The organism is Sphingomonas corticis, assembly GCF_012035195.1.
In the GTDB taxonomy this organism is placed as follows: Bacteria; Pseudomonadota; Alphaproteobacteria; order Sphingomonadales; family Sphingomonadaceae; genus Sphingomonas; species Sphingomonas corticis.
In genome coordinates, this window is the sequence record NZ_JAAVJH010000013.1 from 1 (window position 1) to 13,245 (window position 13,245).

The window sequence follows — 13,245 nt, forward strand, 5'->3', positions numbered from 1 at the left end:
AATACCAGCATCCCGATCTCGCCGCCTGACACACCGCCAAGCGAGCAGCCTAGACCACCGGGATGAGGGGTCCTTTTTCGACGCCGATCACCCCGCTACCGGGGTCCCTTTTCCACGCCGATCCACAAACGTCATGGCGATCAGCAAGGCCACGCTACCGAGATTGTGGACGAAGGACGGCAGGAACGGCATCGGCGCCAGGCTGATCGCCAAGGCGGCCGCCACGAAGAGCCACTGCGGCATCGGCCGGCCCGCCAGCGGCAGATCGGCCGAATGCCGGCTGTGCCCCTTCAGCCAGGCGCCGAAGATGCCGCCCATGATGAAGTTGAGGACCAGCGGGTCCGTGACGATATAGTCGATGTTCACCCAGCTGAGCCGCTCGGCGTGGAAGCCGGTCACCCACGCCGCCAGGACGGGAACGCCGATCACGACGCATAGCGCGACGAGCAGGCGGGTGCCGTTGAAGAACAGCAGGCACGCGGCAAACACCACGTAGAAGTACATCTCGTAGACGAGGGTCCACGCCTGGCCGATGAACATGCCGTTCCGCTCGCCCGGCAGACCGGGCAGCAGGAGGTAGTTGCGGATCACCGCATCGGGCCACACCCTCACCCACAGGTGGCGCAGAAAGCCGGAACCCGCTGCCGCCGCCGCTACGATCATCGCCAGCAGGATGGACAGCCAGAGGACGTACACCGGATAGATGCGCTCCACGCGGGCGCGGAGGAACAGGGCAGCGGGCCGCGCCCCTGGCGTTGCCTGTCTGGTCGTGAGCACCATCAGCATGCCGCTGAGACAGAAGAAGGCCATGACGCCCAGGTGCGCCAGGTCCCCGATGCGCAGGATGTCGCGCAGACCGACGCCATTCTCCGGCGAGTGCCAGACGTGATTTGCTACAACAGCCGATGCAGCGATGCCGCGCAGGATCTGGAGAGCGGGATAACGATGCTTGTCCATCACGTAACCGGTAGCATGTGCCACTGACGCGGCAAGCAGATAGCCCGCGAAATCGGTGACCCCTTAGGTTCATCGCAGCGTCCACCATAGCGCCGTGCTGCTGTAATTGTAGAAATCTCATGATTTTCGCTGGAGCGACTTGTAAGGAATTTGCATCGCGGTGCATCCAGGCACAATCCACGACCAAGCGACGTGCTACGATTATTCTACTATTTCAGTACGATATGTGCGGTCGCGCTCTGACCAAGGATCCGGATGGGCAAGCGATGAGCCGGGTCGAGCCTGTCCTGCCGCCCGCGGGTGAGGAGGCGAATTCCGCTCGCCTGTCGTCATCGCGCCGATTGAACAGGGTGGCCTGCCGCCGCTAGCGACGCTACCCCCGCGCCGCAGCGACGCAGATCGCCGGGGGGATGATGAAGCGGCAATCGAGATGGTGGACGGCGGCCGAGCGGCTGGCCGGCAAGGTGTCCGACCGGCTATACCTGTCGATCCGCTACTATCGCCGCTTCGGACGGTGGCCCGCGCTGAAACCGCCGGCGGCGTTCAGCGAGCATCTGCTGGCGTTCAAGCTGGCATCGCGCGGCGACGCGCGGCTCCCGGTCATGAGCGACAAGGTCGCGGTCAAGGCCTGGGTCGCCGAGCGGCTGGGCGAGCGATACGTCATCCCCACCCTGTGGTCTGGCGCCACGCTGCCGCCGCGGGAGGACAGGATCTGGCCGATGCCCTACGTAATGAAATCGGCCCATGGGTCCGCGCAGACGATCTTCGTGCGCGACGAGGCCGACCAGCGCTGGGACGAGATCGAGGCCAAATGCGCGGGCTGGCTCGACGTCGACGAGGGATATGGCCGGCAGGATCGCGAGTGGCATTATGCCGCGATCCGGCCGCAGATCATCGTGGAGCCGCTGATCGGCGAGGACGGCGTGCCGCCGCCCGACTTCAAGTTCTTCACCTTCGCGGGCCAGGTGGGGATGATCGAGGTCGACATCTGCCGCTTCTCCACCCATCGCCGCTATCTGCTCGACCGGAACTGGGAACCGATGCCGTTCCACTTCAAGGTCCTGCCGGGACCCGATCCGCTCCCCCGCCCCGCCAACCTCGACCGCATGATCGAACTTGCCGAAAGAGCCGCTGCGGGCCTCGATTTCGTGCGCGTCGATTTCTACGACACACGCGACGGTATCTTCTTCGGCGAGGCCACGTTCTTTCCGGCAGGCGGGAACGGGCGGTTCATCCCGCCGGAAGCCGATTTCGTCGTCGGCAAGATCTGGACCGACCTCATGGCCGGGCGGGCCGAGGGTGGACGGTGAGGCCGGATCGGTGGAGCGGGTAGCGGGAATCGAACCCGCGTATTCAGCTTGGAAGGCTGCTGCACTACCATTGTGCTATACCCGCCCGCGCCCCCGCCCTTAGCGGAGAGCGTCGGCGCTGCCAAGCGGTTGACCGGTGGCGGCGGACACGGAAAAGGCGAGGCGATGCCGATCGCCCTCCGCGCCCTCCTCCTCGCCCTCCTGATCGCCGCCCCGGCCCGGTCGCAGCAGGTGCCCCTCGTGGTGCCGCCAAGACCGGTGACGCCTCCCGTCGTCGTGGCGGCCCCGCCGGTGACCGCGGCGACGCGGACGATCGTGTTCGTCGGCAACAGCTTCACCTTCGGCGCGCTGACGCCGGTGGAGCGGTTCCGCGCCGATACGGTCACCGACCTGAACGGCACCGGCGTCGGCGGCGTGCCCGCGCTGTTCAAGGCGTTCACGCTGGCCGTGGGGCTCGACTATCGCGTCAGCCTGGAGACGGTTGGGGGGGCGGGGCTGGACCTGCACTGGACGGAGAAGCGCGCGCTGCTCGACCGCGCATGGGACGTCGTCGTGCTGCAGGGCTACAGCACGCTCGATCGCGAGAAGCCGGGCGACGGCGCGTCGCACAGCCGCCACGCCGGATTGCTGGCGCGCATGGCGGAGGCGGCGAATCCGAAGGTGCGCGTGGAACTGGTCGCCACCTGGTCGCGCGCCGACCAGGTGTGGCAGCCCGAGGGCCATTGGTACGGCGAGCCGATCGAGCGGATGGCGGACGATCTGCAGCGCGCGACGGTGCGGGCGGTGCGATCGTCGCGCGCGATCGACGGCGCCATTCCCGTCGGCCGCGCGTGGAACCGCGCCTTCGCGACCGGGCTGGCCGATCCCAACCCGTACGACGGGATCGACGCGGGGCAAATCAGCCTGTGGGCATCCGACCAGTATCACGCCAGCACCGCGGGCTATTACCTGTCCGCGCTGGTGATCTTCGGCAAGGTGACGGGCCGCGACCCACGCTCGCTGACCCGCCACGAGCGCGCCGCGCGCGAGCTGGGGCTGCCGCCCGAGCAGGTCGCCGCGTTGCAGGCGATCGCGCACGACACGCTGCGTCGCGACGGGCGAGCGCGGTGATGCCGACGTGGCGTCGGCCGGGCGCGGTGATGCCGACGTGGCGTCGGCCGGGCGCGGTGAGGCCGACGCGGCGCGCGTGCCTGGGCGCCGCGGCGGCCGCGCTGCCTTCGGCGGTGTTCGCGACACGATCGCGGGCGCCGATGGCCGCGATGACCTTCAACCTGCGCGTGCCGGTCGACACCGCGCCCGAGCGGCGGTGGGAGGCGCGGCTGCCGGTCGCCGCGTCGTTGCTCCGCCGCCACGCGCCCGACGTGGTCGGCACGCAGGAGACGCTGCTGCGACAGGTCGGGGACCTGATCGACGCGCTGCCCGCCTATGGCTGGATCGGGCGAGGCCGGCGCGGCGGCGACGCCGACGAGCATATGGCGATCCTCTATCGCCGCGACCGCTGGCGCGTGGCGATGCAGGGGGACTTCTGGTTCTCCGACACGCCGCGGGTGCCGGGCAGCATGGGGTGGGGCAACGTCTATCCGCGGATGGTGACCTGGGCGCTGCTGGCGGGGCGCGGCGACGGGCGGCGCTCATACGTGGTGAACACGCACTTGCCCTATCGGGCGGAGGATGCCGCGGTGCGGACGCGCTGCGCGCGCATGCTGGCAGACTGGATCGCGGCGCTGCCGCGCGGCGTGCCGGTGGTGCTGACGGGCGACTTCAATGCCGCGCCGGACGAGCCCGCGCACGGCGTGCTGACGGCAACGCTGGCCGACGCCCGCGTCGTCACCGCGGTGCGCGAGGGGCCGGACGCGACATTCCACGACTTTACCGGGAAGGCCGACCGGCGCATCGACTGGATCCTGTGCCGCGGGCTGACGCCGCGTCGATGCGCGACGCTGACCGACCACGCGGGGGCGGTGTGGCCGTCCGACCACTTTCCGGTGCTGGCGGAGTTTGAATAAGGGAGGCGTGGTCGAAGGCGAAGCGAAGGGACGGCGTCAACTCTCCAGCAGCCGCGCCGCCTGCGCGCGGGCCTCGTCGGTGACGGTGGCGCCGGACAGCATCCGCGCGATCTCCTCGCGCCGCTCCCCCGCGTCGAGCGGGCGGACGCCGGTGCGGGTGACGATGCCGTCGGAGGACTTGGCGATCAGCAGGTGCGCCGCGCCGCGCGCCGCCACCTGCGGGCTGTGCGTGACGACCAGCAGCTGCGCCTTGTCCGCCAGCCGCGCCAGCCGGTCGCCGATCGCGCTCGCCACCGCGCCGCCGACGCCGCGGTCGATCTCGTCGAAGATCATCGTCGCGGCGCCCCCCTCCTCCGCCAGCGCGACCTTCAGCGCCAGGATGAAGCGCGACAATTCGCCGCCCGACGCGATCTTCGCCAGCGGGCCGAACGGCGCGCCCGGGTTCGTCGCGATCTCGAACTCCACGCGGTCGCGGCCCGCGGCGGACCAGTCGCTCTCCGCCAGCGGCGCCACCACGGTGCGGAAGCGCGCGGCGTCCAGCCTCAGCGGCGCCAGCTCGCCCGCCACCGCCGCGTCCAGCCGCGCCGCGGCGCGCTCGCGCTCCGCCGACAGCGCCGCCGCCGCCGCGGCATAGTCCCCGCGCGCGGCGGATACCCGCGCCTCCAGCCCGGCCAGCCCCTCCTCGCCCGCGTTCAGCCGGTCGAGGTCGCCGCGCAGGCGATCGGCCAACGCGGCGAGATCGTCGGGCTGGACGCGATGCTTGCGCGCCATGCCGCGCAGGTCGAACAACCGCGCCTCGTCCTCCTCCAGCGCGCGCGGGTCGAGCATCAGCGCGGAGGCGGCCTCGCGCAGCCGCTCCTCCGCCACCGCGCCCTCGATCACCGCGCGATCCACCGCGGCGAGCGCCTCGGCGAAGGCGGGATGATCCTCCCGCACCCGCTCCAGCACGCGTGCGGCCTGGCGCAGGTGCGACATGGCGCCGTCTGCGCCGTCGAGATGCGTCTCGATGGCGGACAGGTCGTCGGCGACCTTCTCGGCGCGCTGCATCAGGCGGCGGCGCTCCGCCAGCGCCTCCTCCTCGCCCGGCTCGGGCGCGAGCGCCTCCAGCTCGGCGACGGCGTGCTCCAGCCACTCGCGGTCGCGCTGCGCGGTGTCGATCGCGGTGCGCGCGGCGGCCAGCTCGCCCTCCGCCGCGCGCCACAGGCCGTGCGCGCGCGCCACGCCCGCGGCGTCGGTGCGCGCATAGGCGTCCAGCAGCGCGCGGTGCCCCGCGGGCGCCAGCAGCCCGCGGTCGTCGTGCTGGCCGTGGATCTCCACCAGCCGCGCGCCGATCTCGCGCAGCAGCGCGGCGGAGGCGGGCTGGTCGTTGACGAAGGCGCGGCTGCCGCCGTCCGCCTTCACCAGGCGGCGGACGATCAGCGGCTCGCCCGGCTCCACGTCCAGGCCATTCTCGTCGAGCAGCGCGATCACCGCGGCGGGCGCGTCGAACGTGGCGGTGACGACCGCCTGCGCCGCCCCGCTGCGCACCAGCCCGCTCTCGCCCCGGCGACCGAGTGCGAGGCCGAGCGCGTCGAGCAGAATCGACTTGCCCGCCCCCGTCTCGCCGGTCAGCACGCCGAGCCCGGCGCCGAACTCCAGCTCCAGCGCCTCGATCAGCACCACGTCGCGAATGGAGAGGGCGGTCAGCATCGGTGGCCGTCCTTAGCGCAATTTGCGGACGCGGTTACCCTTTTTGTTCTGCCGTCGCCGCGCCGCCGCCAGCGCGCTAGGGCGTCGGCGTGGTCGCGGCGTCGCTGGCGGTGCCGACGCCCGTTTCCGGCGCCTCGGCGTCGCCGCCGGTCGTCGCCGGCGTCGGTGCGGTGACCGCGCCGGTGGAGGGTGCGACCGCCGTCGCCTCGCCCGGCGGGCCCTTGGGGGCGGCATTGCCGACGACCACGGGCGCGCCCGGCGCCAGCGGCGCGATCGGCGTCGCCGGATTGTCGCGCATCAGCTTGTAGGCGCGACCGTACCAGTCGGAACCGGGGTAATTGGCGCCAAGGACCGCCGCCGCCTTCTCCGCCTCGCCGCGCACGCCGAGCGCCAGGTAGGTCTCCGTCAGCCGCATCAGCGCCTCGGGCGCGTGGGTGGTCGTCTGATAATCGTCGATCACCTTGCGGAAGCGCAGCGTCGCCGCCATCCACTGCCGTCGCCGCTCGTAGAAGCGGCCGATCTCCATCTCCTTGCCCGCCAGATGGTCGCGCACGAGGTCGACCTTCAGCCGCGCGTCGGCGGCGTAGCGGGTGTTGGGATAGCGGCGCACCAGCTCGCCCAGCGCATCCTGCGCCTGCGCCGTGATCTTCTGGTCGCGCGTCACGTCGCCGATCTGCTCGTAATAGCTGAGCGCGATCAGGTAATAGGCGTAGGGCGCGTCGCGGTTGCCGGGGTGGACCGACAGGAAGCGCTGCGCGCCCTGGATCGCCTCGGTATAGTCGCCGTTGAGATAATAGCTGAACGCGCCCATCAGCTGCGCCCGGCGCGCCCACACCGAATAGGGGTGCTGGCGCTCCACCTCGTCGAACAGCGCGGCGGCTTCCTTGTAGCGGCCGCTGTCCAGCCGCCCCTTCGCCGCGGTGTAGAGCGTGCCGACGTCGCGCGCCACGTAGGGAAGGTCGGTACGGGCGCCCCCGCCCCGCGCGCATCCGGCGACGGTGACGGCGGACGCGGCGAGCAGGCCCCATACGATCGGGCGGGCGAAGGAGGTACGCATCATCGCCGCCTTAGCGCAGGCCATGGCCCCGCGCCAAGCCTTCCGTCGCGCCGGAACGGCTGGCATGGAGGGCGCGTTTCCCGCCGATCCCCGCACCGAAGGAGTTCCGATGCCCGCCACCCTGCTCGCCACCAAGCGCGTCGAGAAACCGTGGGGGCGCCACCACCTCTATCCCGGGTTCGCCGACCCGGCGCCCGACGGCGAGCCGATCGGCGAGGTGTGGTTCCAGTCGCCGCATCCGGAAGAGCCGGAACTGCTCATCAAGTATCTGTTCACCAGCGAGAAGCTGTCGGTGCAGAACCATCCCTCGGACGAGGAGGCGCACCGCCGCGGGCTGCCGCGCGGCAAGGACGAATGCTGGACGATCCTGTCCGCCGAACCCGATTCGACGATCGCGATCGGTCCGCTGGCGCCGCTGACGAAGGACGAGCTGCGCGAGAGCGCGCTGGACGGGTCGATCGAGCACAAGCTGGACTGGAAGCCGGTGAAGGCCGGCGACTTCTTCTACTCGCATTCCGGCGTCATCCACGCGATCGGCGCGGGGTTGACGCTGATCGAGGTGCAGCAGAACAGCGACACCACCTACCGCCTCTACGATTACGGCCGCCCGCGCGAGTTGCACCTGGACGACGGCGTGGCGGTGGCGGACCTCGAGCCGTGGACAGCGCCCGCCGCGCCGGGCGAGGTGGCGCCGGGGCGCACGATCCTGGTCGAAGGGCCGAAGTTCGTGCTGGAACGCTGGACCGGGGGCAAGCGCGACATCGCGCTGCCCGAGGGCAAGCAGGGCTGGCTGGTGCCGATCCGCGGCGAGGGCGTGGTCGGCGGGGTGGCGTGGAAGGCCGGCGAGTGCGTTCTGGTCGAGGGGCCGGAACTGCTCCACGCCAGCGAGGATGCGGACCTGCTGTTCGCCTATACGGGCACGGCGCGGCTGTAGCGGGCGCCGGCCTGATGGCCCGGTGTCGCGCCGAAGGCGGGAGTTAACCGCTTCTCGCTACACCCGCGCGATGCTGCGCGTCGTCACGCTCTCCTCGCTGTTTCCCGACGCGAGCCGGCCGAACTTCGGCGTGTTCGTCGAGCGGCAGACGGCGGCGCTGGCCGCCGTTCCGGACACCGAGGTGCGCGTCGTCGCCGGCGTCGGCCTGCCGCCGCGACCGTTGACGCGCCACCAGCGATACCAGACGCTCGCCGCCCTGCCCGCGCGCGAGACGTGGCACGGGCTGGAGGTGGACCGCCCGCGCTTCCTGGCGCTGCCGGGCACCGCGGGCCGCTTCCACGCGGCGGCGCTCGCCCGCGCGGCGGCGCGGGTGCTCGATCCGCTGGCGGGGACGTTCGACGTCATCGATGCGAGCTTCTTCTTCCCCGACGGCGTCGCCGCGGTGGGGCTGGGGCGGCGCTACGGCGTGCCCGTGTCGATCAAGGCGCGCGGGGCGGACATCCACCATTGGGCGCGCGCGCGCGTCACGAGGGCGCAGGTGCGGCGTGCCGGCCTCGCCGCGGACGGGCTGCTCGCGGTCAGCGCGGCGATGCGCGAGGACATGGCGGTGCTGGGCCTGCCGCGCGAGCGCATCCGCGTCCATCACACCGGCGTCGACCATCGGCGCTTCGCCCCGGCGGATCGCGACTCGCTGAAGCGCGCGCTCGGCGTGGCGGGGCCGCTGGTCGTGTCGGTGGGCGCGCTGATCCCGCGCAAGGGACATGACGTGACGATCGAGGCGGTCGCCGCGCTGCCGGACGTGACGCTGGCCATCGCGGGCGAGGGACCCGAGCGCGCCGCGCTGGAGCGGCTGGTGCGGCGGCTCGGCATGGGCGATCGCGTCCGGCTGCTCGGCGGCGTGGCGCATGACGATCTGTCGCGCTGGCTGGCGGCGGCGGACGCGATGGCGCTCGCCTCCTCCTCGGAGGGGCTCGCCAACGCCTGGGTGGAGGCGCTGGCGTGCGGCACGCCGATCGTGGTTGCCGACGCGGGCGGCGCACGCGAGGTGGTGACGGCGCCGTCCGCGGGTCGCATCGCGGCGCGCGAGCCGGCGGCGTTCGCATCGGCGCTGCGCGCGCTCATGGCCGATCCCCCGGCCCCGGCGGTGGTGCGGACGCATGCCGCCGGCTTCACCTGGGAAGCGAATGGCGCGGCGCTGCGCGACCACCTGGCCGGGCTGGTCGCCCGGGCCGGTCAGAGGGGGTAGAGCGCCGCCGCGATCTGCCGGTCCTCCGCGCGCAGCACGCCCCAGGCGCGCGCGGCGGCGCGGCTGTCCATCGCCTCCACGCCGATTCCCTGCGCCTCCAGCGCGCGGACCAGCGCGCGGGGCGGGTGGCGCAGCTCCCGGCCGGTGCCCAGCAGCACGAACTCGGGTGCGGGATCGAGGATCGGTGCCAGCGCGGCGACGTCCAGCGCGTCCAGCGCGGGCGGCGTCCACGCGTCCGCGCGCACCGGCGTCAGCAGCAGCGCGGCGTAGACGCCGGTCACGCCCTGCGCGTCGTCCACCTTGAAGCCCTGCGCGGACAGGCCGTTGACGACCGGCCCGGCGGGCTGCGCCTTATCGATCCGCACGCATCGTCATCCGCGCGGGCCGACGCGTTCGGCCTGGTCGATCGCGCCCCTCGGCCGCTCGTCCGCCGCGCCCGGTTCGGCGCGCAGGCCGAGCGTGATGAGCAGCGAGGAGGAGACGTAGATCGACGAGTAGGTGCCGACCAGGATGCCCAGGATCATCGCCGCGGTGAAGCCGCGCAGCACGTGCCCGCCGAGGAAGAGGAGCGCGAACAGCGCCAGCAGGATCGTGACCGAGGTCATCACCGTGCGCGGCAGCGTCTCGTTGACGCTGAGGTTGATGATCTCGCGCATCTCCATCCGGCGATAGCGGCGCATGTTCTCGCGGATGCGGTCGTCGATCACGATCTTGTCGTTGATCGAATAGCCGATGATGGTCAGCACCGCGGCGACGATGTTCAGGTCGAACTCGAACTGCGTGATCGCGAAGAAGCCCAATGTCATCAGCAGGTCGTGGACGATCGCGACGATGGTCGACACGCCGAACTGCCACTCGAAGCGGAAGATCGCGAACAGGCCGATGCCGAGGATCGCGAGCACGACGGCGAGCGCGCCGTTGCGGATCAGCTCCCCCGATACTTTGCCCGACACCGTCGAGTAGCGGCGGAACTCGGCGCCCGGGAACGCCTGTCCCAGCGCCGCCTCCACCTTCTTCACCGCGGCGTTGGTCGCACCCTCGTTGCCGCCCTGCTGCACCGGCAGGCGGATGGTGATGGTGCGCGGGTCGCCGAAGGTCTGCAACTGCGCCTCGCCCACGCCCTGGCGATCCACCACCTCACGCACCCGGTCGAGGTCCGGCTTCTGCGCGAACCGCTCCTCGATCATCAGGCCGCCTTCGAAGTCGACGCCGAAGTTCAGCCCCTTGTAGAAGGTGATGCCGAGGGCGAGGACGCTGAGCAGCAGCGTCAGGCCGAACGCGAGCCCGCGCAGGCGGACGAAGTCGATGTTCGTGTCGTCGGGGACGAGTTTCAGGAGTTTCATTGTCCTCGCTCCCGCCTCAAATCGTAATCGTCTTGGGCTTGGCGCGGCGCAGATATTGCGCGACCAGCATCCGCGTGAAGAGCACGGCGGTGAACACGCTGGTGGCGATGCCGATCAGCAGCACCACCGCGAACCCCTTCACCGGGCCCGATCCCAACACGAACATGATGACGCCCGAGATGGCGTGGGTCACGTTCGCCTCGAAGATCGTGCGGCTGGCTTCCTTGTAGCCCAGTTCCACCGCCTGAACGACGTTGCGCCCGCGACGGCGTTCCTCCCGGATGCGCTCGTTGATCAGCACGTTGGCGTCCACCGCGGTGCCGATCGTCAGCACGAAGCCGGCGATGCCCGGCAGCGTCAGCGTGCCGTTGATGAGCGCGAGGACGCCGAGGATGATGAACACGTTGATGACGACGGCGAGGTTCGCGTAGACGCCGAACCGGCCGTAGGTGACCAGCATGAAGGCGACCACCAGCGCCACGGCCACCGCGGAGGCGAGGATGCCGGCGCGGATCGAATCGGCGCCGAGGTCCGGCCCGACCGTCGATTCCTCGACGATGCGCAGGTCCACCGGCAGCTTGCCAGAGCGCAGCGCGATGGCGAGCTGGTTCGCGCTCTCCACGGTGAAGCCGCCGTTGATCGCGGCGCGACCGCCCAGGATCGGCTCGTTGATGTTCGGCGCGGAGATGACGCTGTTATCCAGGATGATCGCGAACGGCTTGTTCACGTTCTCGCGCGTCACGCGGGCGAAGCGGCGGCCGCCCTGCCCGTCGAAGGTGATCGACACCTGCGGCGCGTTGGTCTGGGGGTCGAACTCCTGCCGCGCGTCGGAGAGCATGTCGCCGGTGATGATCGCCGAGCGCTTGACGGCGATCAGCGGCAGCCCGCCGGGGTTGTTGGGATAAGGCAGCACCTGGCTGCCCGCCGGCGCCTGCCCCTTGGCCAGCTGCGCCGGATCGGCGTTCACGTCGACCAGCTTGAATTCCAGCTTGGCCGTCTTGCCCAGCAGGTCCTTCAGCGCCTGCGGGTTCTGCAGGCCGGGCACCTGCACGACGATGCGGTTGTTGCCCTGACGGATGATCGTGGGCTCGCGCGTGCCCAGTTCGTCGATGCGGCGGCGCACCACCTCGGTCGCGAGGTCCATCGCGCTGTTCACCGCCTGCGTCAGCCCGGCGGAGGTCGGCGTCAGCACGAAGCGGCTCGAATCGACGACCTGGATGTCCCATTCGCGCTGGCCGGTCATGCCGGCGCCGCTGCCGGTGATCGACAGCAGCCGCTCGCGCGCGGCGTCGACCTGGCTGGGATCGCGCAGCAGGAAGGACAGCTTGCCGCCGCGGCTGGAAATCTCGCCGATCTCGATGCGCGGGTCCTGGCGGCGCATCTCCGTCTGCACCTGCTCGCGCATCTGCTCGACCCGGCTGGCGGCGACGTCGTTCGTGTCCGCCTCCAGCAGCAGGTAGCTGCCGCCGGCGAGGTCGAGGCCCAGGTTCACCCGCGGGGGGGTGATGCCCCACCCCTGCGTGTAGCGCTCGGGCAGGAAGCTGGGGATCGACAGCGAGACGAGCGTGACGATCACCAGCCAGATGCCGACGACCTTCCAGCGCGGGAAATCCAGCATGGGTCGGCTCGCCTCAGTCGTTCGCCGGCTTGCCGCCGGGCGCCGTGACCTCGGCCAGCGTCGCCTTCACCACGCGGACGCGGGTGTTGGGCGCGATCTCGACCTCCACCGTATTGTCCTCCACGCGCGTCACCTTGCCCAGCAGCCCGCCGGCAGTGACGACCGAATCGCCCTTCTTCACCGCGGCAACCGACGCCTGGAGCGCCTTCATGCGACGCTGCTGCGGACGGATCATCAGGAAATAGAAGACGATGAAGACGAGGAACAGCGGCGCGAGGCCGATGATGCCGCCGAGGGCACCACCCTGCGCGGCACCGTTGGCCGCTTGCGCGTAGGCGGGGGAGATGAGCATCTATATCCCGTGCATGACGAGGGCGCGGGCGTCGGTGGACCCCCGCATGAAGCGTCGAGCCGCTATCATCCCTTCCGCCATGGCGCAACACGCGCCCGCCGACGGCCTTGTGGCAGCGACGCCGCTTGCATCCGCGCCGGGCTGCGCGTAGAGGCGCGCGCTCGGTCGGGGCGTAGCGCAGCCTGGTAGCGCATCACACTGGGGGTGTGGGGGTCGCAGGTTCGAATCCTGTCGCCCCGACCAATCAATCATTCGGCAGGCGGCCGGGCGGCCATTCCCGCCGCGCGGCGGTATCGGGCGGATCGGGCGCGCGCCGTGGTGGCGCGCGACCGATCCGCCTGCGCGCGTCACATGCGGTTGAGAACGGGAACCGCCCGGTTCTCCACGCGCGCGTCGTCGTTGTCGTCGGCGGCGTCGGCGGCCTCGTCGGCTGCGTCGCGGACGTTGTCGGCGCGGTCCTCCAGCGCGTCCTCCACGGCCTCGTTGCCGGCGCGGTCCGCCTGGTCCTCCAGCGCGTCCGCGCGGTTCTCGCCGGCCGCCTCGATATTGTCCGCCGCGCGGTCGTCGGCGTTGCCGCCGCAGGCCGCCAGCGTCAGCAGCGCGGCCGCACCGGCCAGTTTGATCGCCATTCGCATCATCCGTTCCCCTGTTCGCCGCTCCTGTCGCGGCCCTCGTCAATGATCGCCGTGGAGCCGCGGTTCCACCGGCGATCACCCGCGGCGGAACGGCTGGC

General features: G+C 71.2%; 13 protein-coding genes and 2 tRNA genes. 6 read left to right on the plus strand and 9 right to left on the minus strand.

Features of this window, described 5'->3' with window-relative positions:
* Nucleotides 1-87: 87 nt before the first annotated feature.
* Nucleotides 88-957: an acyltransferase family protein gene (locus HBH26_RS16005; protein WP_168135649.1), complete on the minus strand. Its 870-nt coding sequence runs from the start codon at nucleotides 955-957 to the stop codon at nucleotides 88-90.
* A gap of 410 nt (nucleotides 958-1,367) precedes the next feature.
* Here HBH26_RS16005 and HBH26_RS16010 point away from each other — a divergent pair, with 410 nt between their 5' ends.
* Nucleotides 1,368-2,267 (plus strand): ATP-grasp fold amidoligase family protein, encoded by a 900-nt coding sequence (locus HBH26_RS16010; RefSeq protein WP_168135650.1) that lies wholly within the window; start codon nucleotides 1,368-1,370, stop codon nucleotides 2,265-2,267.
* An 11-nt stretch (nucleotides 2,268-2,278) separates the two neighbouring features.
* Here the strand turns inward: HBH26_RS16010 and HBH26_RS16015 are convergent.
* A tRNA-Gly gene (locus HBH26_RS16015) sits at nucleotides 2,279-2,352 on the minus strand.
* Between the two features lie 80 nt (nucleotides 2,353-2,432).
* Here HBH26_RS16015 and HBH26_RS16020 point away from each other — a divergent pair.
* Complete coding sequence (locus HBH26_RS16020) at nucleotides 2,433-3,377, plus strand: DUF4886 domain-containing protein (protein WP_209308618.1); 945 nt, start codon at nucleotides 2,433-2,435, stop codon at nucleotides 3,375-3,377.
* Complete coding sequence (locus HBH26_RS16025; RefSeq protein WP_168135651.1) at nucleotides 3,377-4,273, plus strand: endonuclease/exonuclease/phosphatase family protein; 897 nt, start codon at nucleotides 3,377-3,379, stop codon at nucleotides 4,271-4,273. Before HBH26_RS16020 ends, HBH26_RS16025 begins: the two co-directional genes overlap by 1 nt.
* Nucleotides 4,274-4,309: 36 nt before the next feature.
* On the opposite strand, the gene recN is transcribed toward HBH26_RS16025, so the two are convergent.
* Together recN and HBH26_RS16035 are read right to left on the minus strand one after the other, a co-directional pair.
* Entirely contained in the window at nucleotides 4,310-5,962 is a 1,653-nt protein-coding gene (gene recN, locus HBH26_RS16030; protein ID WP_168135652.1) for a DNA repair protein RecN, read from the minus strand.
* Nucleotides 5,963-6,038: 76 nt separating this feature from the next.
* A complete protein-coding gene (locus tag HBH26_RS16035) occupies nucleotides 6,039-7,019 on the minus strand; it encodes an outer membrane protein assembly factor BamD (RefSeq protein ID WP_168135718.1) in 981 nt (326 codons plus the stop codon).
* Between the two features lie 109 nt (nucleotides 7,020-7,128).
* On the opposite strand from HBH26_RS16035, the gene HBH26_RS16040 reads away from it, so the two are divergent.
* Together HBH26_RS16040 and HBH26_RS16045 are read left to right on the plus strand one after the other, a co-directional pair.
* Nucleotides 7,129-7,953, plus strand: a complete 825-nt coding sequence (locus tag HBH26_RS16040) for a class I mannose-6-phosphate isomerase (protein WP_168135653.1) — start codon at nucleotides 7,129-7,131, stop codon at nucleotides 7,951-7,953.
* 70 nt (nucleotides 7,954-8,023) lie between these two features.
* A complete protein-coding gene (locus HBH26_RS16045) occupies nucleotides 8,024-9,199 on the plus strand; it encodes a glycosyltransferase (RefSeq protein WP_168135654.1) in 1,176 nt (391 codons plus the stop codon).
* On the opposite strand, the gene HBH26_RS16050 is transcribed toward HBH26_RS16045, so the two are convergent.
* The 4 genes from HBH26_RS16050 to yajC are packed head-to-tail and all read right to left on the minus strand — an operon-like array spanning nucleotide 9,187 to nucleotide 12,512.
* Nucleotides 9,187-9,564: an MTH938/NDUFAF3 family protein gene (locus HBH26_RS16050; RefSeq protein WP_168135655.1), complete on the minus strand. Its 378-nt coding sequence runs from the start codon at nucleotides 9,562-9,564 to the stop codon at nucleotides 9,187-9,189. The two genes, HBH26_RS16045 and HBH26_RS16050, sit on opposite strands and share 13 nt — an antisense overlap.
* 6 nt (nucleotides 9,565-9,570) lie before the next feature.
* Nucleotides 9,571-10,542, minus strand: coding sequence for a protein translocase subunit SecF (secF, locus tag HBH26_RS16055; RefSeq protein ID WP_168135656.1), 972 nt, complete (start codon nucleotides 10,540-10,542; stop codon nucleotides 9,571-9,573).
* A gap of 16 nt (nucleotides 10,543-10,558) precedes the next feature.
* Nucleotides 10,559-12,160, minus strand: a complete 1,602-nt coding sequence (secD, locus tag HBH26_RS16060; RefSeq protein ID WP_168135657.1) for a protein translocase subunit SecD — start codon at nucleotides 12,158-12,160, stop codon at nucleotides 10,559-10,561.
* Between the two features lie 13 nt (nucleotides 12,161-12,173).
* Complete coding sequence (gene yajC, locus HBH26_RS16065; protein WP_168135658.1) at nucleotides 12,174-12,512, minus strand: preprotein translocase subunit YajC; 339 nt, start codon at nucleotides 12,510-12,512, stop codon at nucleotides 12,174-12,176.
* 166 nt (nucleotides 12,513-12,678) lie between these two features.
* Here yajC and HBH26_RS16070 point away from each other — a divergent pair.
* A tRNA-Pro gene (locus HBH26_RS16070) sits at nucleotides 12,679-12,755 on the plus strand.
* Nucleotides 12,756-12,859: 104 nt separating this feature from the next.
* Here the strand turns inward: HBH26_RS16070 and HBH26_RS16075 are convergent.
* Nucleotides 12,860-13,141: a hypothetical protein gene (locus HBH26_RS16075; protein ID WP_168135659.1), complete on the minus strand. Its 282-nt coding sequence runs from the start codon at nucleotides 13,139-13,141 to the stop codon at nucleotides 12,860-12,862.
* Nucleotides 13,142-13,245 lie beyond the last annotated feature (104 nt).